The sequence below is a fragment of the Microbacterium sp. CCNWLW41 genome (genome assembly GCF_037083505.1).
Map to the genome: position 1 here is coordinate 676,977 of NZ_JBAOJP010000003.1, position 24,727 is coordinate 701,703.

The following is a 24,727-nucleotide window of genomic DNA, read 5'->3' on the forward strand; positions in this document are numbered from 1 at the left end:
GTCCCGGCGGAGGCCGGGGGAGAGGCGGTTCCCATGCATGTCACCGCAGGCGATCGCGTCGTGATCCACGGCGCGCAGGTCGGTCGCGCGGAGCGCCACGGCGAGGTCCTCGAGACCAGCGAGGACGGCGGACCTCCGTACCGCATCCGCTTCGACGACGGGCACGAGTCGCTCGTGTTCCCCGGGCCGGACTGCGAGCTCGAACGGCCCTCGGAGGGCTGAGCCCGGCGCTCGGAGCGTGGGGGACGCGCCCGGGATCCGGCCTCGATTCGACCGCGCTCCGAACCCGTGCTAAGCTCAATTCTTGTGCCGCGGGGTGGAGCAGTTCGGTAGCTCGCCGGGCTCATAACCCGGAGGTCGCAGGTTCAAATCCTGTCCCCGCAACAAGAGAAGGCCCCCTGATCAGGAGAAATCCGATCAGGGGGCCTTCGCCATTCCTTAGTGCGCGGCACGGGCGCGGCCCGCGACCCGGCGGCGTGATGGAATGGACGCACGATCCCCTCAGGAGCAGACGATGACCGATTCGCGCATCCCCTCCGTCCTCTTCGTCTGCGTGCACAACGCCGGGCGCTCGCAGATGGCCGCCGGCTTCGTCCGGGCCCTCGCGGGCGACCGTGTGGAGGTCCGCTCGGCGGGCTCGCTCCCGGCGGAGCGCATCAACCCCGTCGCCGTCGCCGCGATGGCCGAGGCCGGGATCGACATCGCCGGCGAGCAGCCGAAGGTCCTCACGACGGAGGCCGTGCAGGACTCCGACGTCGTGATCACGATGGGGTGCGGCGACGCGTGCCCGTTCTTCCCCGGCAAGCGCTACGAGGACTGGCAGCTCGAGGATCCCGCGGGTCAGGGGATCGAAGCGGTCCGCCCGATCCGGGACGAGATCCGTGCGCGCGTGGAGGATCTGTTGGCCGGGCTCGGCGTCTGATCAGGGATGGGGGAGGATGGGCGCATGACCGCCTCCGCGCTCCTCGTCGCCGTGTGCCAGTTCGCCCCGACCGCGGACCGGGCGGCCAACCTCGACAGAGTCGCGGAGCTGACCGCCGCGGCTGCGGAGCGCGGCGCGCGCGTGGTGGTCTTCCCGGAGTACGCGAGCTTCTTCGTCGATCCGATGGACGAGACACTTACGGACAACGCCGAGACCCTCGACGGTCCGTTCATCCGCCGGCTCCGCGCGCTCGCCGCCGCGCACGGGGTCGTCCTCGTCGCTGGACTCGTGGAGCAGGCGGGCGACGGCGCACACGTGTACAACACTCTCGTCGCGGTCGACGCGGACGGGATCCGCGCCCGCTACCGCAAGCAGCACCTCTACGACGCATTCGGACAACGCGAGTCGGACTGGATCGCGGCAGGCGATCTCGAGGTACCCGAGACCGTCGACATCGACGGGATCCGCATCGGTCTGATGACCTGCTACGACCTGCGGTTCCCCGAGGTCGCCCGCACGCTGGTGGACGCCGGGGCGGATGCGATCGTGGTGCCTGCGGAGTGGGTGCGCGGGCCGCTCAAGGAGCACCACTGGCAGACGCTCCTGGCCGCACGGGCCATCGAGAACACCGTCTACGTGCTCGCCGCGGACCACCCGACGCCGATCGGGGTGGGCCATTCCGCCGTCGTCGACCCTCAGGGCGTCACGGTCGCCGCCGTCGGCACCGGAGAGGGGACCGCGGTCGCCGAGCTCGATCCGGCGCTCGTCGCCCGCGTCCGGGAGGTCAACCCCGTGCTGCGGCTGCGACGCTACGCCGTCGTGCCGCGACAGGCGGACTGAGGCGCACCGGCAGACCGGAGTCGCGCCATCAGGTGCGGAGCGCGGTGAGCCTCTCCGACGCTTCGGCGATCACCGCGGTCCGCTTGCACGCGGCGAAGCGGACGAGCCCAGCGTAGTCACGACGGTGCTCGGGGAGCACGAAGGCCGACAGCGGGATCGCCACCACACCGCACCGTTCCGGGAGGCTCCGGCAGAAGGCGTCGGCGTCGCTCCCGCCGAGCGCGGTGGCGTCGGCGACCGTGAAGTATCCGCCCTGCGGGGCGGTCACCTCGAAGCCGGCGGCCTCCAGCCCGCGTGCGAGGAGTGCGTGCTTCTGATGCAGGGCGGTGCGGGCGTCCTGGAAGAACGCGTCGGGAAGGCCCAGTCCGATCGCGACGGCGGGCTGGAACGGTCCGGCGTTGACGTAGGTGAGGAACTGCTTGACGGTCAGCACGGCGGTGATCAGGTCCGCCGGCCCGTGGACCCAGCCGACCTTCCAGCCGGTGACGGAGAACGTCTTCCCCGCGGAGGAGATGGTGAGCGTGCGCTCCCGGGCGCCCGGCAGCGTGGCGAGCGGGACGTGCGCGCCGTCGAACGCGAGGTGCTCGTACACCTCGTCGGTGACGATGACGGCGTCATGGCGTTCGGCCAGCCGGACGATCTCCGCGCGCACCTCGGCGGAGAGGACCGTCCCGGTGGGATTGTGCGGGTCGTTCACGAGGATGACCCGTGTACGGTCCGTGATCGCCCGGGCGAGATCGGCGGGATCCGGCTGGAAGTCGGGCCGGCGCAGCGGAACGGCGCGAAGGCGTGCCCCGGCGAGCGCCACGACGGCGGCGTAGGAGTCGTAGAACGGCTCGAGGACGACGACCTCGTCGTCCGGCGACTCGACGAGGGCGAGGAGCGTCGCGGCGATCGCCTCGGTGGCTCCCGCGGTGACGATCACCTCGCGTTCGGGGTCCACGTCGAGGCCGTAGAACCTTCGCTGATGCTCCGCGATCGCCTGAAGGAGCTCGGCGCGTCCGCGTCCTGGCGGGTACTGGTTCGCGCCCGTGTCGATCGCGGCGCGCGCGGCGTCGAGGACCTCCGCGGGCCCGTCCTCGTCGGGGAATCCCTGTCCGAGGTTGATCGCGCCCGTCCGGGCCGCGAGGGCCGACATCTCTGCGAAGATGGTGGGCGCCACGCCGCCCTGCGCGGTGAGGAGGCCGGCGCCGCGGGCAGTGCGCCGCCAGGCGCCGGACACGATTCCCATGCAGGCCAGGGTAACGGCATAGCGGAATCCCAAGCGCGGCATAAGAAACGCACAGATGCGCACGCGACTCTGTAAGGGCGATGTCCGAAGGAGCAGAAATGAACGAACAGACCCCCCGCCCCGAATCCGGTGCCGGTCACGACGTCCCGGCGGCGTTCTCCTCGCAGGGCTCGTCGGCGGCGTCGTCCCCGGGGACCGCGTCGAACGCGTTCACGGCGAGCGCGGCTCCGGCCGCCGACGCCACCGCGACCGCTGTCACGGAGCCGATCCCGCCGAGCGGCCCCTACGCGCGGCCGACGTCGTACGGCGTCTCCGCGCCTCACGCCACCGGCGCCGCGTTCGGTCCCGCGGCGACCGGGGAGACCGACAAGCCCAAGGAGCGCAAGGCCGGGATCGGCGCGACGAAGGTCGCCGCGATCTTCCTGGCCGCCGCGCTCGTCGGCGGTGCGGCCGGCTTCGGCGGGAGCGTCCTGGGGAACCAGCTCAACCCGCCGTCGTCGTCCTCCCCGGCTTCCGGCCCTTCCACGGTCACGGTGAACAACCCCGAGTCCGTGTCCGAGGCGACCGCGATCGCGTCCAAGGTCGTTCCCTCGGTGGTGACGATCGAGGTCGCCGGCTCCTCGGCGAGCGGCAGCGGATCCGGCGTCGTGCTCGACAAGAAGGGCCACATCCTCACCAATGCGCACGTGGTGACGCTCGACGGCGAGGCCGCCGACCCCTCGATCCGCGTGACGACCTCGGACGGACGGCTGCTCGACGCGGAGATCGTCGGTGTCGACCCCGTCTACGACCTCGCCGTCATCAAGGTCGCGGACACGGCCGATCTCACGCCGATCGAGTTCGCGGACTCGTCCGACCTCAACGTCGGGTCCCTCACGGTCGCCGTGGGCGCTCCGCTGGGGCTGTCGAACTCCGTGACGACCGGCATCGTCAGCGCCCTGAACCGCAGCATCCAGATCCAGTCCGCGGCGCTGCCGTCGGACGGGAACCAGGATGAGCAGCAGCCCGACCAGCAGGATCCGAACCAGCAGCCGTTCCAGTTCGACTTCCCGGGTCGGGGCGAGCAGAGCACACCGTCGACCGGCGACACCATCTCCGTCGCCGTGATCCAGACGGACGCGGCGATCAACCCGGGCAACTCCGGCGGGGCGCTGGTCGACGGCGACGGCAAGCTGATCGGCATCAACGTGGCCATCGCGAGCGCCGGGAACTCCGGGTCGGGCCAGTCGGGGAACATCGGCGTCGGCTTCGCGATCCCCTCGGACATCGCCCAGCGCGTCTCCCAGGAGATCATCGAGACCGGTGCGGCGACCCACGGGCTGCTCGGCGCGACCGTCCGCTCCGCCAGCGGCCTGCAGGACGCCCAGGTCGTCGGCGCCGCGATCCAGGACCTCACGCCGGGCGGTGCCGCCGAGGCCGCGGGACTGCGCTCCGGGGACATCGTGACGTCGCTCGACGGTGCTCCGATCACCGACGCCTCGGACCTCACGGCGCAGGTCCGCGCGGCCGCGGCGGGCAGCAAGGTCGAGATCACCTACGTTCGCGACGGACGTGAGCAGAAGACCACGGCGACATTGGGGACGCTGTCGCTGTGACCGGGTGCGGTCCTGTGCTCCCCCTGGGGACCGCTCCGGACTGACCGATGGTCAGAATCGAGGACGCCACCCCGCGATAGGCTCGCGGGGTGGCGTCCTTCTCTTTCCGCACGGGCAACGCCGGCAAGCTGCTGCGCGCGCCGCTGTACGCCGCGGGACGCTTGGCGAACCTGGTCATCCCGCGCGGCGGGGGATGGGTGATCGGCTGCGGGGCGGGGATCGGGGACGGCGCGCTCGCCCTGTGGCGCGTGGCCCGTGCGCACGGCGTGGATCCGCTGTGGCTCACCGCGTCGGACCGTGAGGATCGCGAGGCCGCGGCGCAGGGGATCCGCACCGCGCGCAAGGGCGGCATCCGCGGATGGTGGGCGACGGCCCGCGCGGGCGTCGTCGTCGTCACCCATGGCCTCGGCGACGTGAATCGTTACGCGTCCTCGGGGGCGTTCGTCGTGCAGCTCTGGCACGGCATCCCGCTCAAGCGCATCGGCCTGGACTCCCCGGCGACCGTGCAGAGTGCCTTCCTCCCGCGCTCCCGGCTGCTCCCACGGCTGCTGGGACTGCTGTACCGCGAGTCGGTGCGGCGGATCCGGGTCCTTCCCGCCGCCTCCGAACGCGCGCGTGGGCGCCTGGAGTCCGCCTTCGGGCTCGGGGTGGAGCAGGTGCTCGTGACCGGCGAACCCCGTGTGGACGTCCTCTCGCACGGCGAGCCCGAGGAGCGCCGCGCGTCGGCCGCCGCACTCCGTGACGCGGCGATCGGGCGGCTCCCCGACGGGGCGCGCACGATCCTCTATGCGCCGACGTGGCGGGACGGGGCCGCGGACCCCGCCGTCCCCGACGAGGCGGAGTGGGCGCACATCGAGCAGGTGCTGCGGGACGAGAACGCGGTGCTGATCGTCCGCTCCCACCCGCTCGGCGCGGGCGTGTACCGGCCGCCGTTCCCCACGGACCGGGTCCGTGCGCTCGGTGCGGACGTCCTCGCGGACGTGACGCCGGTACTGGCGTCGATCGACGTCCTCGTCACGGACTATTCCTCGCTCGCGTACGACGTGGGACTGCTCGGGATGCCCGTGGTGTATCTGGCACCGGATCCCGAGGACTATGCCCGGACCCGCGGCTTCTACGGCTCCTACCGGGAGCTGGCCGGCGACGACTTCGCGCGGGACTGGGCCACGGCGGCGGCGCAGCTGCGCCGTGTCCTCGCCGACCCCGAGGAGCACGCCGCCCGCCGTCGCCGCTCGGCGGCGGTCAGCGCGGAGATGCACGCGTACCGCGACGGCCGCAACGCCGAACGGGTCTACCGGGCGATCCGGGCCCTCGCCCCGCGTACGATGGGGACTTCTGCGCCCGCACGGAAGGGATCCGCATGACCAGCGTCCTCATCGACGAGGAGAAGGAGACGCTCGTCGTCTCCGGCACCGGGAACCGGCCCGCGTCCGCGGACCTCGTCGGCGCGCGCGCCAGGACGGCCGCGAGGATCACCGGGGGAGGGAAGATCTGGAAGGCCGTGTTCCCGCTCCGCGTCGCCCGCTGGGGCGGGCCTGCCCTGCCGCTGCCGTCCGGGGACTACACGCTGACGGTGGACGGTGTCGACCTGGATGCGCTGGACCTCGCGGTCACCCTGTTGCCCATCCTCCGGGTGTCGGTGAGGGGCCCCCTCGTGCGCATCGGAGCGCCGGTGGACCCCGTGCACGAGACCGCCGAGGGGCAGGCGGTGCTGGAAGGCCGCTATGCGGCGCAGCCGGGGGGCACGGAGAACGCCGTCTTCTTCGAGAGCTTCTACGGGCAGAGCACCGGGTGCAACCCCGGCGCGATCGATCGCGAGCTGGCGGTCCGCGCCCCGGGCGTCACCCGGTACTGGAGCGTCGTCGACCTGTCGGTACCGGTACCCGCCGGCGCGATCCCCGTCGTGGAGGGGTCGCCCGAGTGGTGGCGCGCGCGCGGCGCCTCGCGTCTGCTCGTGGTCAACGACTGGCTCCGGCGCCGGTTCGTGCGCAAGGACGGCCAGCGCGTGTTGCAGACCTGGCACGGCACGCCGCTCAAGCGCCTGGCTCTTCACCGCCCCGGATTCCATCCGCGGCGCATGGTGGCCGTGCTCCGCGAGGCGCGTCGCTGGGATGTCCTGCTCGCGCAGAATCCCTATGCCGCTCGCGTGCTCCGCAAGGCGTATGCGTTCCTCCGGCGTCCGATCTGGGTCGACGGCTATCCGCGCAATGACGCGCTCGTCACCGGGGACCGGGACGCTGTGCGCCGCGCCCTCGGCATCGACGAGGACGAGAACGTCCTGCTCTACGCCCCGACGTGGCGGGACGACCGGGCGGAGATGGTCGACTTCGTCGATCCGGAGGCGCTCGCCGAGCAGACGGACTCCGTGGTGCTCGTCCGCGGACACTCCCGCACCATCCGGCCGGGCCGGGACCGCAACGGGGCGCGGGTCGTCGACGTCACCGGGTATCCGGACACCTCGGAGCTGCTGCTGGCCGCGGACGCCCTCATCACCGACTACTCGTCGGTGATGTTCGACTTCAGCGTCACCGGCAAGCCGATGTACTTCCTCGTCCCCGATCTGGAGCACTATCGCGGGCAGCTCCGGGGCTTCTATTTCGACCTCGCCGCACGAGCGCCCGGGCCGCTGGTCCGGACCCAGGCCGAGCTCGTCGCCGCGCTCGCGGACCTGGGCTCCGTGGCCCGTCACGCCGAGCAGTACGTGACGTGGCGCGCGCAGTTCAACGCCCGTGACGACGGCGCGGCGGCGGCGCGAGTGGTCTCGCGCCTGCTCGACCTCGGATTCGTACAGACCTGATCCCGGCCGGGGGAGGATCAGGGCAGCGGGGTGTTGCGGGTGCCGAGGCGTGAGGCGTCCACGGTGCCGCGGGCACCGCGGAGGACGCCCCCGAGGAAGCCGAGGCCCCAGGACAGGTGCATGGTGGGCAGGACGGCGAGCGTCCACAGCCGTTCCCGGAAGCTGCGTGGCGGATCGGTCGGGCGTCCCGGGACCACCGCCATCCCGACGACGAGGAGCACGTAGAGCACCAGGGGCAGGTACACCACGGATGCGAGCAGACTCGCCATGCCGGACAGCGCCCCGGTGAGTTGCAGAACGGCGACGATCACCGCCAGCGCGAGATCGAGGACCAGGATCGGAGGGGCGAAGAAGCGGACGCCGTTGCGGCGGCCGTACCGGCGGACCAGTTCCCCTCGCCATGCCCCCGTCGCGCGGAACTGCCGGGCGAGGCGCGCCCAGCTCTCCCGCGGCCAATACGTGACCGCCAGCTCCGGGTCGAACCACACGCGGTGTCCGGCGCGGCGGATGCGGAGGTTGAGCTCCCAGTCCTCTCCGCGGCGAATGGACTCGTCGAACAGACCGACCTCGTCGAGCACCTCCCGGCGCATCACCCCGAGGTAGGCGGATTCGGCGTCGCCCTCGCGCGTTCCGCCGTGGTACGCCCCGCCGCCCAGGCCGACGGGGGAGTTGTACGCCCGCGCCACGGCGCTCTGGAAGGGGGTCCGCCCGTCGGCGCGCATGACCCCGCCGACGTTCGCGGCGCCCGTTCGCCTCAGGGTCTCGAGGGCCCGTCGGGTGTACCCCGGGGCGAGCTCGGAGTGCGCGTCCACCCGCACGATCGTCGGGAAGCGGCTGGCGCGGATCGCGGCGTTCAGGCCGACGGGGATGTGCGCGGCGGGATTGTCCACGATGCGAAGCCGGGGCTCTTCCTCCGCGAGGCGATGAGCCAGCGGCGTGGTGCCGTCGGTGGACGGCCCGAGAGCCAGCACCAGCTCCATGGGCCCGTCGACGTCCTGGGCGAGCACGGAGGCGACGGCATGTTCGAGGTAGTCCCGCTCGTTGAGCACGGGCATGACGAAAGAGACCCCGGCCAGGGAGGAGTCGTCGTGCGCGGTCACGCTCCGATCCTTTCACGGCCGACGTGAACGGCGCCGCAGGCCGGGCCGGGCGGGCGGCGAGCGTGGGGGCACGACCCCTGCCGTGCAGGGGCGCCCCATCCCCGCTCGGTACCCTGGAGGAATGCCTGTCGTGTCCGATGCCCGCAAGGCGTACCGCCTCCTCCGCCGGGCGCTCGCGTCCCGATCCGCCGTGCAGAGGGTCCGCCGCACCGTCGCCGCGATGCCGGAGCACCCCGAGGGCGCCTACCAGGTCGCCGTGTACTTCGCCGACGGTGCCGTGAACATGTACCAGATGCGGCAGTGGTACCGGCCGCTGGCGGAGCTCGCGAAGACCCGACCCGTCGTCGTGCTCGCCCGATCCGCGGCCGGGGCCGAGGCGCTTCTCGCGGAGGACGCGCCACCGGTCGCGTTCGTCCCCACGGTCCGTGACCTCGAACGCTATCTGGCCACGCAGGACATCCGCGTCGTCCTGTACGTGAACCAGAACACGCGCAACTTCCAGATGTTCCGGTACGGCCGACGGTGGCACGTCTTCATCAACCACGGTGAGTCCGACAAGATGTACATGACCACCAACCAGTACAAGGCCTACGACTACGCGATGGTGGCCGGCCAAGCGGCGAGGGACCGACTGTCCCGCGTGCTGTGGGACTACGACGTCGACGCGCGCACGATCGAGATCGGGCGTCCTCAGGCCGACCACTACTCGGGGGCGTTGCCGTACACGCCCGACGAGCGGACCGTGGTCCTCTATGCGCCGACCTGGGAGGGGGATCGCCCTGCGGCTCACTACGGGTCCGTCCGCACGCACGGCGAGACGCTCGTCGCCGCCCTGCTCGCGACGGGCCGCCATCGGGTGATATACCGTCCGCATCCGCGCAGCGGTGTCGTCGACGCCGAGTACGGCGCGGCGAACCGGCGGATCATCGAGGCGATCGCGGCGGCGAACACGGCGGACCCCGGCGCCCACCACGTCTACGACGACGGCCCCGATCTCGGTTGGCAGCTCGCCGCAGCGGACGTCGCCGTCGTCGACATCTCCGCCATGGTGTACGACCGGCTGGCGGCGGGGCGCCCGCTGCTGATCACGCGCCCGGCCGACGAGCGCGCGGCCATCGATGCCGGGGGCTACCTGTCCGCGTGCGAGTGGCTCACGACGGACGGCGCCCGGACTATCGTCGACGAGGTCTCGCGGGTTCAGGACGACCAGGCGGCCATCGAACGCCTGCAGACGTGGGTGCGGCACTACTTCGGCGACACCTCCCCGGGCGTCGCGACGGCCAAGTTCCACGCGGGCATCGAGCGACTGTTCGCCGAATGGGACGCCTGGCACGCTCGCGAGGCGGATCGGCCCGATGCCGGCGACGAAGGCGAGGAGGCGGACGAGGAGGACGAGCTGGGGCTCTGAGAGCGCAGCCGGCGACGACGAGACGGGTCGGCGGTATGATGGTATAAAACCTCACGCCTATAACCTTCTCATCAGAACAGGGCGCGCACAGATGCTTGACGCATGAAAGAACCACGCTCTCGTGCGTCCGAACGTGTCGGACGGCTGGTCCGGGAGCTCCGTGCCCAGGCGGCACTGAGCCGCGTGAAGCTGGCCGCCCGTGCCGACCTCGACGTCTCGCACCTGGCCCGCATCGAAGGCGGAGAGGGCAACCCCACGCTCTTCGTCCTCATTCAGCTCGCCACCGCCCTCGAGGTGCCGCCGACCCGCTTCCTGGAGGGCTTGAGCGCCGAGGACCTGCCCGACGACATCCGTCCATACTCCGAGGCGGACTTCCGACGCGAGCTGCGCTCGCGGCACGCGGTCTGAGGCCGGCTCACACCACGAAGCGCCAGACGTACTCGAGACCATCCGAGGGACGGAACCAGGCGAGGGTGAGCACGGTGTCGTCGACATCGGCCTCGCAGAGGCAGATCTCCAGCTGTTGCCCGGACCGGACCCGCCCCCAGAGCTGCGTCTGCTGCGGGCCGGCCGGGGAACTGGCGAAGACGCGGACGAAATCCGCCTCGGTCGAGAGGTTCGTGATGACCGGATGGAGTCGGTCGCGGCGGTCGACGTCCCACGGCACGGCGTAGGCCGGCGGCGGAGACTGATCGCGCGAGCTCGGAGGCATGACCCGATGCTAGGCAGGGGCACGGACGCCACCCCCGCCCCACAAGGGGCTCCGACGGCGGCTGTGCAAACTCCGCGAGGGACGGGGGCGGTGCAGGACGAGCGTCTCAGTCGCCGGCGCCGAGCTCCTCGGTCCGTCCATCGCGATCCCGGCGGACGACACCGATCGCCTTGCGTCCGACCCAGCCCGCGCCGCGCACCGCGGAGCCGGCGGCGCCCGCGACGGCGGTGCCCGCGAGCACCGCGCCGCGCTTGATCCTCGCCTCGACGCGCTGCGCCCCGGGGACCGGCTCGAGCTCCGCCGGAAGGGTCGCCGGGGCGACGCCGAAGGCGCGCCGGGAGGCCACCAGGACGCGCCTGCCGAGAATGTTGTTGCCGGCCCCGCCGACGGCGGCTCCGACGCCGAACGGGAGCGCCTTGCCGAGGAAGGAAGCGCCGCCCGCCGCCGCGAAGTGCTTGACGAACATCGATTTCAACCGGTCGACGAGCGGTCCCACCGCCGCGCGCGGCAGGGTTTTCGTCACCAGCTCGCCCCAGTACGCCGGACGTGACGTGCCCTTGCCCGCGGCCTGCCCGGCGAGCTGGGCCACCAGATCCACGCCCTCCTTGCCGAGCATGAGCGTCATGACGAGGGCGCGAGCGCGGTCCGGGTCGGTGACGGAGATCCCGTGGACCTCCGCGACCGATTGCGCGAACAGGGCGGTCGACTCGACGAACCCCACGGTCTCGACGCCCGACAGAGCGAGGGTGACGCCGGTCGTGATGCCGGGGATGACCGCGGTCGCCCCGACGGCCGCCCCGCCGGTCGTGACCGCGGCCAGGTAGCGGCGCTCCAGCGAGCGCACGATCTGGGCGGGAGTGGCCTCGGGGTGGCGCAGGCGGATGCTGCGGATGTGCGCAAGGACGAGCGGCCGCTGGACCGCGAGGACACGGTCGATCCCGCGGACCACCAACGGGTGCTCCGCGGAGCCCGACGGCGGAAGCCCGGTGTCCCAGGGGGCGTCCTCCGGAAGCGAGTGGATCCGATGCACCTTGCCAGCCATGCGACGATCCTACGGTCGGGATCCGGGAGGAACCCGCAAGCCTGTGGGCCCGGAGACGGCGCCGGAGGACGGCGGAAGGGCCGTCCCGACCGGGACGGCCCTTCCGATGGTGCGCGGGCTGCGCCGCGTCACACGAACAGGTTCGCGCGCTCGAGATCCTCGGCGAAGTCGACCTCGACCGCGTAGAGGTCGGAGATGTCCATGGGCTCCAGCAGGACCCCGTTCTCGGCGATCGCCAGCTCGAGACCGCGCTCGAAGTAGTCCTGGTCGTCGACACGCTGGAGCTGACGCATGAACGCGGGCTTGTGCGCGGCGGAGATGTAGTTGATGCCCACCGCCTCGCCGATGCCGCCGACCACCGTCTTCGAGAGCTCCTTGATGTAGCCCTCGGCGCTGACGGTGTACTTGACCTCCTCGTCGCTGACCTTCGCCGTGTTGACGGTGACGAAGGACTGGTCGCGCTCGATCAGCTCGATCGCGCGGCCGAGGATGCGCGGGTCGAAGACCACGTCGCCGTTCATCCAGAGGACGCCGCTGCGTCCCGTCGCGGCGAGGCCGCGCAGCAGGCTCTTGGAGGTATTGGTCTCGTCGTAGCGCTCGTTGTGCACGTAGTTCACGTGGGGGAAGGCCTCGATGACCGTTTCCGCGCGATAGCCGACGACCGTCGTCAGCCGCACGTCGCGGCCGAACGCGGCCCGGATGTTGTCATGCTGCTGCTGCATGATCGAACGCCCGTCGGCGAGCGGCGTCAACGGCTTCGGCAGCGAACGGCCGAGACGCGAGCCCATGCCCGCGGCGAGAATGATGGTCTGAAGAGTCACAGAACTGCTCCTGTTACGTGTGTTCACGGTTGGTTAACCGGCAAGACACTCCTTCGTGCCGTCGTTCATGCTAGTGACCGCGCCTGGGAATCCCAGGGAAAGCGCAGGCCCGTTGCCGTTTCGTGATCGACTGCACGGGTCGTTCCCAGGAACACGGGCGGCATGACGACGCGTGTATCCGAGCACGATGTTACGCGGCAGCAGGGAATTCGCGGATCGCCTCCCATAGGAGGCTGCGCCGATTGATACCGTGTGGGGGTGAGCCCCGCACCGCCTGATCCCGTGTCCGATGACGAGACCCCGACGACTGCGAACGAGGAGACGGTCTCGTCCGGTTCTGCGACGGCGGCGGGTTCGGCCAAGAAGACGACGAAGCGCACGGGGGCGGCCCGCTCCGGCGTGAGCGCTGCGGAGCGTGCGAAGGCGGCGCAGATCCGCGCGGCCGCGCGGGGCTCGGCAGCGCGGACGAGCGAGACGAAGCGGACGGCGGCGAGCACGGCGGCGGCGCGGACCGCGGCGGCGAGGGCGGCGGCGGAGAAGGCGGAGGCGGCGAGAGCCGAGGCCAAGGCCCGAGAGGCGGAGAGCGCCGCGGCGAAGGTGGCTGCGGTGAAGGCGTCTTCTCCGGCGCCCGCGCCCACGGGGAGACGGTCCTCGACGGCGAAGAAGAAGGCCGACGCCGCGCCGGTCTCCGAGGCCGTGGCTGACGCCGGATCCGCGGCGACCGCAGAGAAGCCGGCGGCGGCCGGGAAGCCCGCGACGACCAAGAAGCCGGCGACCGCGAAGACGACGGCGGCGAAGAAGTCGACGACCGTCCGGAAGACGGCGACGCCGCGGACCTCGGCAGCGGCCCCGGTGCCCGCCGAGACCGCCCCTGATGCCGCGTCGGCACCGGACCAGCCGGCCGCGGTCCGCAAGACCTCGTCCGCGTCGAAGGGGACGACCAGGAGCACGACGCCGGCGAAGAAGACCGCGCCGGCGCGGAAGGCCCCGGCGAAGGCGGGCCCCGCGAGGAAGTCCCCGGCGTCGCGCGCGGCAGCGGCCGCGGACCTGGCCGAGGTGGGCGCTCCCGCACGTCCGACGGAATCGGCCGTCGCCGAGGACGGGGCCGGGGTGACGCACGCCGCATCGCAGGATCCCTCGAGCGCGCCGTCCGGGAGCGACGCGGAGAACGCCGCGGCGCCGGCGGAGGAGGCCGTCGTGCCGGAGGCGGAGGGGCAGGCGGCCGAGCCCGCGGCGCCGGAGGAGCCGGCGCACCCGGGGACGGACGGCGCCGTGGCCCAGGACGCATCGTCCGCGACAGACGAGGTGCCGGCGGCGACCGTGGCGGACCGAGCCCCGGACGATGGCGCGGAGACCGGCGGCGACGACGCGCCCGCCGCCGTGGTGTCCTCGCTGCCGGATCCCGACGACGGCTCCGAGCATGCCCTCGTGATCCGCGACCTGGTGAAGTCGTTCGGGGATTCCCGCGCGGTGGACGGCATCAGCCTCACCGTTCCGTCGGGATCGTTCTACGGGATCGTCGGGCCGAACGGCGCAGGCAAGACGACGACCCTCTCGATCGTCGCAGGTCTTCTCAGCGGGGACTCCGGGACCGTCCGGGTGTGCGGCGTCGATCGTGCGGAAGACCCCCGCGGCGCGAAGAAGCTCATGGGGGTTCTGCCCGACCGGCTGCGCACGTTCGACCGCCTCACGGGTCGCCAGCTCCTGCACTACTACGGACTGCTGCGCGGCCTGAGCGCCGACGTCGTCGAGGCGCGCACGGTCGATCTCGCCCGCGCGTTCGATCTCACGGGTGCGCTCAGCCGAGTGGTCTCGGACTACTCCGCCGGCATGACGAAGAAGATCATGCTCGCGGGAGCGATGATCCACTCGCCGCGCGTCCTCGTGCTGGACGAGCCCTTCGAGTCGGTCGACCCGGTCTCCTCCGGGGTCATCCTGGACATCCTGCGCGCTTACGTGGCGCACGGCGGCACGGTGATCCTCTCCAGCCACGGCATGGACCTGGTGGAGCAGGTCTGCTCGCGCATCGCCATCATCGTCGGGGGAGAGGTGCTCGCGGAGGGCACGGTGGACGAGGTGCGCGCGGGCCAGACGCTCGAGCAGCGGTTCGTGGAGCTGTCGGGCGGGATCGCCGAGGTGGAGGGGCTGGAGTGGTTGCACACGTTCTCCGACTGAGGCTGATGCTCCTGGTCGGCGCTCTGCGCGGCGACCGGGAACGCGTCATCCGCTCCGTCGTCGGATTCCTGCTGACAGCCGCCGCGACGCTCGTCACGGTGCTGGCTGTGACGAGTCTGGGCGAGAGCACGCCCAACTCCGCGCGCACCGTCGTGGTCCTGGGCGGATCCGCGATCGTGCTCGGGTACTTCCTCGCCCCGGCTCTCGCGGGGACGGTCGATCAGCTCGACCCCCGCCGGTTCGCGGTGTTCGGCGTCGACGAGAAGAGGATGCCGGCGATCCTCGCGGCGGCCTCGGTGGTCAGCGTCCCGTCCGCGGCGCTGCTGGCGGTCGACGTGGCGGTCGCCTTCGCGGCCGTCTCGCTCGGCGCTGCGTGGTATCTCGCTGCCGCGGGAGCCATCCTGGCGTTCGTCACCGCCGTCCTGGTCGCACGCGTCGGAATGGCGCTGAGCGCGTTGATCCTCCCCGAACGCCGCTCGCGGGAGCTGACCGCCCTCTTCGCCCTGGCGATCGTCGTCGTGGCCGTTCCGGTCGGGGTCTTCGTCGCGTCGCTGCGGTGGGACGGCGCTGTGCCGGGAGCGCTGCACACCACCGCCGACGTCCTCGGATTCACGCCGCTCGGCGCCGCCGTCGCGCTCCCGTTCCTCGCCGCGGCGGGGGACGTCGCGGGGGCGTGGGTCGCGGGCGTCGTCGCGGTCGCGACCGCGGCGGGCATCGGCGTCGCCTGGACCGCGCTGGTCCACCGCGCGCTCACCCGGGCCGATCGTGCCACGGCGGTCCGCGAGCGCCCGGGCCTCGGCTGGTTCGCCCTGCTGCCCTCGAATGCCTTCGGCGCCGTCGCCGCGCGCAGCCTCGTCTACTGGCTGCGGGACCGTCGGTACATCGTGAACGTCGTCATCGTCCCGATCGCCGGGCTGCTCACCGTCGTCCCGCTGCTCGTGGCGGGAGTGCCGCTCGTGCTGGCCGCGGCGCTGCCCGTGCCTGTGATGGCGCTGTTCTTCGGATGGCTTCCCCACAACGACGTCGCCTACGACTCGACGGCGTTCTGGACCCACGTGGCCAGCGCGGTGCGCGGGCTGCCGGATCGGCTCGGCCGCCTGATCCCCGTGCTCCTCATCGCTGTGCCCGCCCTGGCGATCGCGATTCCCGTCACCCTCGCGGTGATCGGACGCTGGAGCCTGCTCCCCGTGTTCATCGGCGTCTCGGCGAGTCTGCTGCTCAGCGGGCTGGGACTGTCGAGCATCGCCTCGGTGGTGGGTCCGTACGCCGTCTCGCGGCCCGGCGACAGCCCGTTCCAGCAGCCGCAGCGCTCCGCGTCCCGCGGTGCGGCGGGGCAGGCCGGAACCCTGATCGGAGCGCTCGTCCTCAGTGCACCGACCATCTGGCTGGCCTGGAGCGCCCTGGTCGACCCCGGGCAATCCGTGTTCCCCGCACTGTGGGCGGGGCTCGCGACGGGCGTGTTCGTCCTCGTGGTCGGCGCGCTGATCGGCGCCCGCATCTTCGAGCGCAGCGGAGAGCGCCTGATGGAGTTCGTGGAGACGGCGTGAGCACGGGGATCGCACGGATCGGTTCCCCCGCGGTTCGGCACGACTAGAATCGCCGCTATGAGTACCCCGCTGGATGCCCCCGATCAGGGTGGGATCGCCACCCTCGACCGCGAACTCGAACAGCTCCTCGAGGAGGAGCGGATCGAGCCGGGAGACCACGAGCGGTTCTCCCACTACGTCAAGAAGGACAAGATCCTCGAGTCCGCGCTGACCGGTAAGCCGGTGCGGGCGCTGTGCGGCAAGAAGTGGACTCCCGGTCGCGATCCGGAGAAGTTCCCCGTGTGCCCGACCTGCAAGGAGATCTACGAATCCATGCAGAACTGACGCCCGACGCGTCGAGGCCCCTGCTTCCGTCCGGATGCGGGGGCCTCGTGCTCGGGCGAACGCGCGGTCACCCAGCGTCGACGAAGACGGTCGGAATGGCGGGGTCGGACTTGCTCAGTGCGAGGGCGCGCACCGGGAGCTCCTCCCGGACGCGCAGGTGGTGCTCGCGCGCGGCCGCGGTGCCGTCGACGCCCTCGTAGGCGGTGTCGATCTCGCCATTGTCGACGAGGACGACCTGGAGCGCGCGCCCGTCGGGGTGCTGCTGCACGGTCTCCACCGGCTCGAATCCGTCGGAGACCGCGACGGTCTCCGACCGGGCCACACCGTCCGAGACGATCCGGAACGCGGCCTTGCGTCCGCCGCGAGAGGCCTTGTCCTGGGACGCCTTGGCCACCGCGACCCAGCCGCCGTCCGCTCCCTGACGGGCGACGAGCTTGTAGACCATGCTGGCGGTGGGGTAGCCCGACCCGGTCACGACCGAGGTCCCGACGCCGTAGGAGTCCACGGGCGAGGCGGCCAGGGCGGCGATGGCGTACTCGTCGAGGTCGCTCGTGACCGTGATCCGCGTTCCGGTGGCGCCGAGCTCGTCCAGCTGGGCGCGGACCTCCGCGGCCACGATCGGGAGGTCGCCCGAGTCGAGTCGGACGCCGCCCAAGCCGGTGCCGGCGACGCGGACGGCCGTCTCGACGCCGGTGCGGATGTCGTACGTGTCGACGAGCAGGGTCGTCTCGGTGCCGAGAGCGTCCACCTGCGCGCGGAAGGCGTCCTCCTCCGAATCGTGCAGCAGGGTCCACGAATGGGCGGCGGTCCCCATCGTCGGGATCCCCCAGCGTCGACCCGCCTCGAGATTGCTGGTGGCTCCGAAGCCGGCGATGTATGCAGCCCGTGCCGCGGCGACCGCGGAGTCCTCGGCCGCGCGTCGCGATCCCATCTCGGCCAGGGGCCGGTCGCCGGCGGCGATGCTCATGCGCGACGCCGCGGTGGCGACGGCGGAGTCGTGATTGAGCACGCTCAGTGCCAGCGTCTCCAGGATGACGGCGTCCGCGAAGGTCCCCTCCACCGTGAGGATCGGCGAACCGGGGAAGTAGAGCTCCCCCTCGCGATACCCGCGGATCGTGCCGCGGAACCGGTATCCCTCCAGATAGGAGAGGGCCTCGGCGTCGAGGACCTTCGCGTCGCGGAGGAAGCGCAGCTCCTCCTCGCCGAAGCGGAAGTCGCGCAGCAGCGAGAGCAGGCGCCCCGTGCCGGCCACGACGCCGAACCGCCGGCCCCCGGACAACCGTCGGGAGAACAGCTCGAACACGCACGGGCGGGACGCGGTGCCGTCCCGCAGGGACGCCTCCAGCATCGTGAGTTCGTAGCGGTCGGTCTTCAGCGCGCTCGAGCCGGTCATGCCCCACAGTGTAGGGGCGGCACGGGCGTCGTCGGCGAAGGCGGCGCGCAGGAGCGGGCTAGGCTGGGGGATCATGAACGACGCGCCCATCGGCATCTTCGACTCCGGTGTCGGCGGGCTGACGGTGGCCAGGGCCATCCGTGCGCAGCTCCCGCGCGAGTCCTTCGTCTACATCGGTGACACCGCGCACTCGCCGTACGGACCGAAGCCGATCGCGGACGTGCGCCGCTACGCCCTCGAGGTGCTCGACACGCTCGTGGAACAGGGCGTGAAGATGCTCGTCATCGCCTGCAACACCGCGTCCGCCGCCATGCTGAGGGACGCCAGGGAACGCTACGACGTGCCGGTCGTCGAGGTGATCGGCCCGGCCGTCCGCCGCGCCATGTCGACCACCCGCAACGGGCGGATCGGCGTCATCGGGACGGTGGGGACGATCGCGTCGCGCGCGTACCAGGACATGCTCGAGGTGAACGAGCGGCTGGAGGTCTTCGCGGCGGCGTGCCCCCGCTTCGTCGAGTTCGTCGAGGCCGGGATCACGGACTCCCCGGAGCTCCTGGCGATCGCCGAGGAGTACCTCGCGCCGCTGCGCGAGGCCAACGTCGACACCCTCGTGCTCGGCTGCACCCACTATCCGTTCCTGCGCGGCGCCATCGGCTACGTGATGGGGGAGGGCGTCACGCTCGTCTCCAGCGACGACGAGACGGCCGCGGACGTGTACCGCCAGCTCCTGCGCGGCGAGCTGCTCGCCGACCGGCACGCCGAGCCGAGCTACGTCTATGAGGCCACCGGGGACTCGGCGGACGACTTCACCGCGCTCGCCAACCGGCTGATGGGGCGCGAGGTGCGCGACGTGCAGCTCGTGCAGACGGGCGTCATCGACCTCCCCGCCGCCGCGCGCCTGCAGGATTGATCCGTTCCGAACGAGGAGAACCATGACCGACACCGCCCCTGCCGAGATCGTCCGCGCCGACGGCCGCTCCGTGGACCAGCTCCGACCGATCACGATCGAACGCGGATGGAGCGCCCAGGCCGAGGGCTCCGCGCTGATCAGCTTCGGCGGCACGAAGGTGCTGTGCACCGCGTCGTTCACCAACGGCGTGCCGCGCTGGCTGACCGGCAAGGGCAAGGGCTGGATCACGGCCGAGTACGCCATGCTGCCGCGGGCGACCAACGACCGCAACGACCGCGAGAGCGTGAAGGGCCGCATCGGCGGGCGCACCCACGAGATCTCCCGCCTCATCGGCCGCGCGCTTCGGGCGGTCGTCGACACGAAGGCGCTGGGGGAGAACACGATCGTGATCGACTGCGACGTCCTCCAGGCCGACGGCGGCACGCGCACCGCCGCGATCACCGGTGCGTACGTGGCCCTGGCCGACGCGATCGAGTGGGGGCGGCGCAAGAAGTTCATCGGACAGAAGTCACGCGTCCTCCACGACTCCGTGGCCGCGGTGTCGGTGGGCATCATCGACGGAGAGCCGATGCTGGACCTGGCCTACGTCGAGGACGTCCGCGCCGAGACCGACATGAACGTCGTCGTGACCGGCCGGGGGCTGTTCGTCGAGGTGCAGGGGACAGCCGAGGGCGCGCCGTTCGACAAGCGCGAGCTCGATGCGCTGCTGGACCTCGGCGTCGCCGGGTGCGCCCGGCTCCGCGACATCCAGGCCGAGGTCCTGGCCCCGGCCGAGGGCACGGAGTGACCGCGCCCTCCCGCACCGTGGTCCTGGCCACGCACAACCCGCACAAGATCGAGGAGTTCGGCGCCATCGTCGCCGCGTCCCGTCCGGACGTCGCCGTGATCGGCTACGACGGCCCCGAGCCGGTCGAGGACGGCATCACCTTCCGGGAGAACGCGCTGATCAAGGCCAGGGCCGCCGCCGCGCACACCGGGCTCCCGGCGCTCGCCGACGACTCGGGCATCTGCGTCGACGCCCTCGGCGGGGCGCCCGGCGCCTTCTCCGCCTACTGGGCCGGCCAGCGCAAGGACGCCGTCGCCAACCGCGACCTCCTGCTGGACCAGCTCCGCGACATCGCGGACCCACGCCGCCGTGCGCAGTTCGTCTCCACGATCGCGCTCGTCATCCCGGTGCCGGACGCCGACGCCGTCGAGCACATCGTCGAGGGCATATGGCCCGGCCGCCTTGCGCACGCCGCAGTCGGGGAGGGCGGGTTCGGATACGACCCGGTGTTCATCCCGGACGGGCAGCCCGAGGGCGCAGAGCGAACGGTCGCGCAGTGGACCGCCGAGGAGAAGAACGCCGTGTCGCATCGGGCGCGGGCGTTCGCCGCGCTCGTCCCGCTGTTGGCGACGCTCTGACCGGCGTCGCCAGGGGGCCGGGAACGAGGGCTCGGCGCCGCCGCGGCAAGTGAGAATCATCCCCATTCCCGACATGGCGAAACGGCCCCTGACCGGGTCATCCCCGTCCTAGCCTGGAGGCATGCACGATCACGCGCACGCCCACGGCACGGCCCCCGGCGGCATTCGCTCCGCCGGTCACCGCCGGCTCCTGGCCATCTCTCTGACCCTCACCGCGACCGTCATGGTGGTCCAGGTCGTCGGTGCCATCCTGACCGGCTCGCTCGCCCTGCTCGCGGACGCGGCGCACATGTTCACGGACTCCTCCGCGCTGGTCATCGCGCTGATCGCGAGCGCTGTGGCGGCACGGCCCGCGGATGAGCGGCGGACGTTCGGCTATCAGCGCGCCGAGGTGTTCGGCGCGCTGATCAACGGCGTGATCCTCCTGGTGCTGGCCGGCACTGTCGCCGTCGAGGGCATCGGGCGCCTGGTGAACCCGTCCGAGGTCGAGGTCGCGGGTCCCCTGATGCTCGGTGTCGCCGTGGTCGGCCTCATCGCGAACGCCATCTCGATGTGGCTCCTCAGCGCCGCCCAGCGCACGAGCATCAACGTGCGCGGGGCCTACCTGGAGGTCATGGGGGATCTGATCGGATCTGCCACCGTAATCGTCGCGGCGATCGTGATCGTGACCACGGGATGGATGCCCGCCGACGCCCTGGCCTCGCTGGTGATCGCGGCGATGATCATCCCCCGCGCGATCATGCTGCTGAAGGAGGTGTTCTCCGTCCTCGCCGAGTCGGCGCCGAAGGGGACCGCCGTCGGGGAGATCCGCACGCATCTGCTGGACTATCCGGGAGTCACGGGGGTGCACGACGTGCACGTGTGGCAGCTCACGCGCGGCGCGCCCGTCTTCACCGCGCACGTCTCCGTCGACCCGGCGCTCCTGGAGGAGGGGCGCTCCGCGACTCTCCTCCAGGAGCTGCAGAGCTGTTTGGCGGATCACTTCGACGTGGAGCACTCGACCTTCCAGATCGAGCCCGCCGGCCGTCAGGACTGCGAGGCCGCCCACGCCTGAGGGGCGTGCGGGGGGTCAGGACTCGACCCGGACCTGCGCGGGACTCTTGTCCGGCCGGAGCCCCCGCCATCGAGCGTGACGGACCGAGCCGTCCGGCGTCCAGTTCGCGAACTCCACCTCGCCGACGAGGTCCGGGGAGAGCCACACGGCATCACCGGCGTCGGCGACGGGGACGCCGTCCACCGCGCGGCGGGGGATGCGCAGAGGCTCGAGGCGCTGCTGGAGATCGCGCAGCGTGCGATCGTTGAACCCCGTCCCGACCCGGCCGATGTAGCGCAGTCCGCTCTCGGTGTCCGGCGCGGGCACCGCGAGCAGCAGCGATCCGATGGTCCCCGACCGCGCGCCCTTCCCGGGCCGAATGCCGACGATCACGGCCTCCTGCGTCCGCGTGTGCTTGATCTTGAGCCACCGCGATGAGCGCGTCCCGGGGAGGTACGCCGAGGCCGCGTCCTTGACGACCACGCCTTCCAGTCGCAGCCGGTCGCTCGCCTCGAGCGCAGCGTCGAGGTCGTCGAACACGGGAGGGAGGACGATCGCGTCGTCGGTGCCCTCGACGATGCCCTCCAGGAGCTCGCGACGATCGCGCAGGGGGAGCCGGGTGACGTCATGGCCGTCCAGCCGAAGGAGATCGAAGAGGTGGTATCGGACCGGGGTCCGCACCGCCTCGCGTTCGATCTCCCTGCCGCGGGTGAGGTGCATCCGCGCCTGCAATCGCGCGAAGCTCGGCCGTCCGGAGGCGTCGAGGGCGACGATCTCCCCGTCGACGACGGCGTCGGCGACCGCGAACCTCGGTGCGCCGTCCGCGGTGAGCTCCGGATAGCGGTCGGTGATGTCTATGCCGCTGCGGGCATGCAGTCGGAACCGGCCGTCCTCGCCCCGACCGGACCCGGTCCATGTGCCCAGCGCACGGATGCCGTCCCACTTGACTTCCACCCAGCTCGGCGTCCCGAGGCGGCGAGCCGTGCCGGGAGTGCCGTGCTCCGCGAGCATGGGCGCGAGGGGCTCGTCGCCCTCCGGCACCGGGTCGGCGGCGCCGGATCGGGACGGGGCAGCGGATGCACGGCGCGCGGGCGGGCGGGGCTTCTCCGTGCGCGCGGAGCGGTCGACCATGCGGTGCAACAGCCAGGACGACTTCTCTCCTGCGTCGGAGGTGCGGATGAGCGCGAGCCGGGCGACGCCGAGCGGTCCGCCGGGGCGACCGGTGAACGTTCCGATCACCTCGTCGTCGCGCCACTTCTCCAGGCGGACCGTGCCGGTGTCCCAGACGCTCATCTCGCCGGCCCCGTACTCCCCGGCGGGGATGGTCCCGGCGAAGGTCAGGTACTCGATCGGGTGCGGCTCGGTCATCACAGCCAGGTGGTTGCGTTCCGCGGTGGGCGGCACGCCCTTGGGAACCGCCCAGCTCACCAGCACTCCGGCGTCCTCGATCCGCAGATCGAAGTGCAGGCGCCGGGCGTGGTGCTCCTGGATCACGAATCGGCGTTCGCCGCCCGAGGCCGTCGGCTCCTCGGGGACCTCGTCCGCGCGCGAAGAGCGTCCACGCGCCCGAGCCACCGGGACGGGCTCGGGCGTGCGCGCGGCATCGCGCTTGGCGCGGTAGGCGTCGAGGCGGTCCTCCTCGCTCGGCGCGAGGGCGTGGAAGGGGTCGATCCCGTCGGCGACCCGGTCGAGGACCTCCGTGAACGAGAGCTGGCGCAGCGCCGGAACGTCCAGCTCCTCCCACGTGCGCGGCGCGGCGACCCAGGGCTGTGGCCGGCCGCGGAGCGAGTAGGGCGCGATGGTGGTCTTCTTGGCGTTGTTCTGGCTCCAGTCGATGAAGACCTTGCCGCCGCGGACCGCCTTGGCCATGCTGCTGACGGCGAGGTCGGGATGGTCCGCCTCGATCGCCCGCGCCAGTTCGTGGGCGACGGCGGAGACCTGATCGCTCGTCTGCCCGCCGTCGAGCGCCGCGTACAGGTGGATGCCCTTGCTGCCGCTGGTGACGGGGACGAGGTCCAGTCCCATGCCGTCCAGGATCCTGCGCGCGATCCGCGCCACCTCGGCGCACTGCGCGAGATCGGCGCCGGGGCCGGGATCCAGATCCAGGACGAGCCGATCGGGATGACGGCGCTCGCCGCCCGGGCCGAATCGCCACTGCGGGACGTGCAGCTCGATGCTGGCGACCTGTGCGCACCAGACGAGGGCGGCGACCTCTTCGATGAGGGGATACTCCTTCGGTCCGCCGGAGTGCTCGATGGGAAGACGCGGGAGCCAGCTCGGCGCGCCGGGCTCGAGCTGCTTGGCGAAGAAGACGGCCCCGGGCTCCTCGGCCGTACCGACGCCGTCCACCCACCGCTTGCGCGTGACCGGTCGGCCCGAGACGGCCGGAAGCAGCACGGGCGCGATCCGGGCGTAGTAGTCGATGATCTCGCCCTTGGTCGTCCCGGTCTCGGGATAGACCACCTTCTCCAGGTTGGTCATGCGCAGGCGGCGGCCGCCGATCGTCACGATCTGCTCGGTTCCGGCGGCTCCGGCGCTGGCCATGCCCCCAGGCTATCCGCAAGCCCCTCGCCCTCGGCGGCGCCGGTGGTGTTCACTGGTGCCATGAGGACGATCTGGAAGGGCGCGCTCACGTTCGGCCTGGTCAACGTGCCGGTGAAGGTGTACTCGGCGACCGAAGACCACGACGTGCCGCTGCACCAGGTGCACGACGCCGACGGCGGCCGGATCCGGTACCAGCGCACGTGCGAGGTGTGCGGCCAGGTCATCCCGTACTCGGAGATCGATCGCGCCTACGTGGAAGACGGCACCACGGTGGTGCTGACCAAGGACGACCTCGCCGCGCTCCCCGCCGAGCGCAGCCGCGAGATCGACGTCGTGGAGTTCGTGCCGACCGAGCAGGTGGATCCGCTCACGTACGACAAGGCCTACTACCTCGAGCCGGACTCGTCCTCCCCGAAGGCCTACGCGCTCCTGCGCAAGACGCTGGAGCAGACGGATCGCACGGCGATCGTGCGCTTCACGTTGCGGCAGAAGACGCGGCTGGCGGCGCTGCGCGTGCGCGGGAAGGTACTGGTGCTCCAGACCCTGCTCTGGGCGGACGAGGTGCGCGAGGCCGCCTTCCCGTCGCTGGACGAGGACGTGAAGATCTCCGACAAGGAGCTGGAGCTCTCGGCGAGTCTGGTCGACAGCTTCTCCGGCGACTTCGACGCGGCCTCGTTCGTGGACGAGTATCAGGCGGAGCTGCGCACCCTCATCGACGCCAAGATCGAGAAGGGCGAGGCGTTCGAGGTGGAGGAGACCTTCGCGGCCCCGGAGGAGGGAGGCGGCGAGGTCATCGATCTCATGGAGGCCCTTCGCGCGAGCGTCGAGCGCTCCCGCGCGGCGCGCTCGGGAGGCGACGAAGAGAAGAAGCCGAAGGCGAAGAAGAAGCGGGCCGGCTGAGCCGACCCGCTTCTGCGCGCGAGCGCGCT

At 71.8% G+C, this 24,727-nt stretch carries 23 protein-coding genes and 1 tRNA gene; 17 read left to right on the top strand and 7 right to left on the bottom strand.

Annotated features, from left to right (window positions below; all coding sequences use genetic code 11):
• Window positions 1-33: 33 nt before the first annotated feature.
• The 4 genes from V6R91_RS14815 (at window position 34) to V6R91_RS14830 (ending at window position 1,762) form a co-directional block, all read left to right on the top strand.
• Window positions 34-222, top strand: coding sequence for a DUF1918 domain-containing protein (locus tag V6R91_RS14815; RefSeq protein ID WP_067243536.1), 189 nt, complete (start codon window positions 34-36; stop codon window positions 220-222).
• A gap of 88 nt (window positions 223-310) precedes the next feature.
• Window positions 311-384 (top strand) — tRNA-Met (locus V6R91_RS14820).
• 130 nt (window positions 385-514) lie between these two features.
• A complete protein-coding gene (locus tag V6R91_RS14825; RefSeq protein ID WP_067243533.1) occupies window positions 515-922 on the top strand; it encodes an arsenate reductase ArsC in 408 nt (135 codons plus the stop codon).
• Window positions 923-946: 24 nt separating this feature from the next.
• Window positions 947-1,762, top strand: coding sequence for a carbon-nitrogen hydrolase family protein (locus V6R91_RS14830; protein WP_271062895.1), 816 nt, complete (start codon window positions 947-949; stop codon window positions 1,760-1,762).
• 28 nt (window positions 1,763-1,790) lie between these two features.
• On the opposite strand, the gene V6R91_RS14835 is transcribed toward V6R91_RS14830, so the two are convergent.
• On the bottom strand, window positions 1,791-2,993 hold the full coding sequence (locus V6R91_RS14835; protein ID WP_336395887.1) for an aminotransferase class I/II-fold pyridoxal phosphate-dependent enzyme: 1,203 nt from the start codon (window positions 2,991-2,993) through the stop codon (window positions 1,791-1,793).
• Between the two features lie 98 nt (window positions 2,994-3,091).
• Here V6R91_RS14835 and V6R91_RS14840 point away from each other — a divergent pair, with 98 nt between their 5' ends.
• From V6R91_RS14840 to V6R91_RS14850, 3 genes are all read left to right on the top strand, one after another.
• Window positions 3,092-4,588, top strand: a complete 1,497-nt coding sequence (locus V6R91_RS14840) for a S1C family serine protease (RefSeq protein ID WP_336395888.1) — start codon at window positions 3,092-3,094, stop codon at window positions 4,586-4,588.
• An 89-nt stretch (window positions 4,589-4,677) separates the two neighbouring features.
• Window positions 4,678-5,952 (top strand): CDP-glycerol glycerophosphotransferase family protein, encoded by a 1,275-nt coding sequence (locus V6R91_RS14845; RefSeq protein ID WP_336395889.1) that lies wholly within the window; start codon window positions 4,678-4,680, stop codon window positions 5,950-5,952.
• On the top strand, window positions 5,949-7,385 hold the full coding sequence (locus V6R91_RS14850; protein ID WP_336395890.1) for a CDP-glycerol glycerophosphotransferase family protein: 1,437 nt from the start codon (window positions 5,949-5,951) through the stop codon (window positions 7,383-7,385). The genes V6R91_RS14845 and V6R91_RS14850 overlap by 4 nt, the downstream gene beginning before the upstream one ends.
• A gap of 17 nt (window positions 7,386-7,402) precedes the next feature.
• Here the strand turns inward: V6R91_RS14850 and V6R91_RS14855 are convergent, their stop codons facing one another.
• Window positions 7,403-8,440 (bottom strand): glycosyltransferase family 2 protein, encoded by a 1,038-nt coding sequence (locus tag V6R91_RS14855; RefSeq protein WP_336395947.1) that lies wholly within the window; start codon window positions 8,438-8,440, stop codon window positions 7,403-7,405.
• Window positions 8,441-8,606: 166 nt separating this feature from the next.
• Between V6R91_RS14855 and V6R91_RS14860 the strand changes: the two genes are divergently transcribed.
• Window positions 8,607-9,893: a CDP-glycerol glycerophosphotransferase family protein gene (locus V6R91_RS14860; protein WP_336395891.1), complete on the top strand. Its 1,287-nt coding sequence runs from the start codon at window positions 8,607-8,609 to the stop codon at window positions 9,891-9,893.
• A 102-nt stretch (window positions 9,894-9,995) separates the two neighbouring features.
• The gene (locus tag V6R91_RS14865) at window positions 9,996-10,301 is read left to right on the top strand and encodes a helix-turn-helix domain-containing protein (protein ID WP_271062699.1); all 306 of its coding nucleotides are present in this window, start codon (window positions 9,996-9,998) and stop codon (window positions 10,299-10,301) included.
• 7 nt (window positions 10,302-10,308) lie between these two features.
• Here the strand turns inward: V6R91_RS14865 and V6R91_RS14870 are convergent, their stop codons facing one another.
• The 3 genes from V6R91_RS14870 to V6R91_RS14880 all read right to left on the bottom strand — a co-directional run bounded on the left by V6R91_RS14870 (window position 10,309) and on the right by V6R91_RS14880 (window position 12,468).
• A complete protein-coding gene (locus tag V6R91_RS14870; RefSeq protein WP_271062700.1) occupies window positions 10,309-10,605 on the bottom strand; it encodes a hypothetical protein in 297 nt (98 codons plus the stop codon).
• Window positions 10,606-10,711: 106 nt separating this feature from the next.
• Entirely contained in the window at window positions 10,712-11,647 is a 936-nt protein-coding gene (locus V6R91_RS14875; RefSeq protein ID WP_271062701.1) for a hypothetical protein, read from the bottom strand.
• Between the two features lie 128 nt (window positions 11,648-11,775).
• Window positions 11,776-12,468 carry a phosphocholine cytidylyltransferase family protein gene (locus V6R91_RS14880; RefSeq protein ID WP_336395892.1) on the bottom strand — a complete coding sequence of 231 codons (693 nt, stop codon included), beginning with the start codon at window positions 12,466-12,468 and terminating at the stop codon, window positions 11,776-11,778.
• 258 nt (window positions 12,469-12,726) lie between these two features.
• Between V6R91_RS14880 and V6R91_RS14885 the strand changes: the two genes are divergently transcribed.
• The 3 genes from V6R91_RS14885 to V6R91_RS14895 are packed head-to-tail and all read left to right on the top strand — an operon-like array spanning window position 12,727 to window position 16,514.
• Window positions 12,727-14,643 carry an ATP-binding cassette domain-containing protein gene (locus V6R91_RS14885; RefSeq protein ID WP_336395893.1) on the top strand — a complete coding sequence of 639 codons (1,917 nt, stop codon included), beginning with the start codon at window positions 12,727-12,729 and terminating at the stop codon, window positions 14,641-14,643.
• A 5-nt stretch (window positions 14,644-14,648) separates the two neighbouring features.
• Window positions 14,649-16,190, top strand: a complete 1,542-nt coding sequence (locus V6R91_RS14890) for a hypothetical protein (RefSeq protein WP_336395894.1) — start codon at window positions 14,649-14,651, stop codon at window positions 16,188-16,190.
• A 57-nt stretch (window positions 16,191-16,247) separates the two neighbouring features.
• On the top strand, window positions 16,248-16,514 hold the full coding sequence (locus tag V6R91_RS14895) for a DUF3039 domain-containing protein (RefSeq protein WP_067243521.1): 267 nt from the start codon (window positions 16,248-16,250) through the stop codon (window positions 16,512-16,514).
• Between the two features lie 67 nt (window positions 16,515-16,581).
• Here the strand turns inward: V6R91_RS14895 and V6R91_RS14900 are convergent, their stop codons facing one another.
• Window positions 16,582-17,907, bottom strand: a complete 1,326-nt coding sequence (locus V6R91_RS14900) for a nicotinate phosphoribosyltransferase (RefSeq protein ID WP_336395895.1) — start codon at window positions 17,905-17,907, stop codon at window positions 16,582-16,584.
• A gap of 73 nt (window positions 17,908-17,980) precedes the next feature.
• Between V6R91_RS14900 and murI the strand changes: the two genes are divergently transcribed.
• The 4 genes from murI to V6R91_RS14920 all read left to right on the top strand — a co-directional run bounded on the left by murI (window position 17,981) and on the right by V6R91_RS14920 (window position 21,275).
• Window positions 17,981-18,817, top strand: coding sequence for a glutamate racemase (murI, locus tag V6R91_RS14905; RefSeq protein ID WP_336395896.1), 837 nt, complete (start codon window positions 17,981-17,983; stop codon window positions 18,815-18,817).
• A 22-nt stretch (window positions 18,818-18,839) separates the two neighbouring features.
• Window positions 18,840-19,604, top strand: coding sequence for a ribonuclease PH (gene rph, locus V6R91_RS14910; protein WP_336395897.1), 765 nt, complete (start codon window positions 18,840-18,842; stop codon window positions 19,602-19,604).
• On the top strand, window positions 19,601-20,221 hold the full coding sequence (gene rdgB / locus V6R91_RS14915; protein WP_336395898.1) for an RdgB/HAM1 family non-canonical purine NTP pyrophosphatase: 621 nt from the start codon (window positions 19,601-19,603) through the stop codon (window positions 20,219-20,221). The genes rph and rdgB overlap by 4 nt, the downstream gene beginning before the upstream one ends.
• A gap of 121 nt (window positions 20,222-20,342) precedes the next feature.
• Window positions 20,343-21,275: a cation diffusion facilitator family transporter gene (locus V6R91_RS14920; protein WP_336395899.1), complete on the top strand. Its 933-nt coding sequence runs from the start codon at window positions 20,343-20,345 to the stop codon at window positions 21,273-21,275.
• A 15-nt stretch (window positions 21,276-21,290) separates the two neighbouring features.
• Here the strand turns inward: V6R91_RS14920 and V6R91_RS14925 are convergent, their stop codons facing one another.
• Window positions 21,291-23,798: an ATP-dependent DNA ligase gene (locus V6R91_RS14925; RefSeq protein ID WP_336395900.1), complete on the bottom strand. Its 2,508-nt coding sequence runs from the start codon at window positions 23,796-23,798 to the stop codon at window positions 21,291-21,293.
• Between the two features lie 60 nt (window positions 23,799-23,858).
• Here V6R91_RS14925 and ku point away from each other — a divergent pair, with 60 nt between their 5' ends.
• Window positions 23,859-24,698 carry a non-homologous end joining protein Ku gene (gene ku / locus V6R91_RS14930; RefSeq protein ID WP_067243514.1) on the top strand — a complete coding sequence of 280 codons (840 nt, stop codon included), beginning with the start codon at window positions 23,859-23,861 and terminating at the stop codon, window positions 24,696-24,698.
• The last annotated feature ends 29 nt before the right edge of the window (window positions 24,699-24,727 follow it).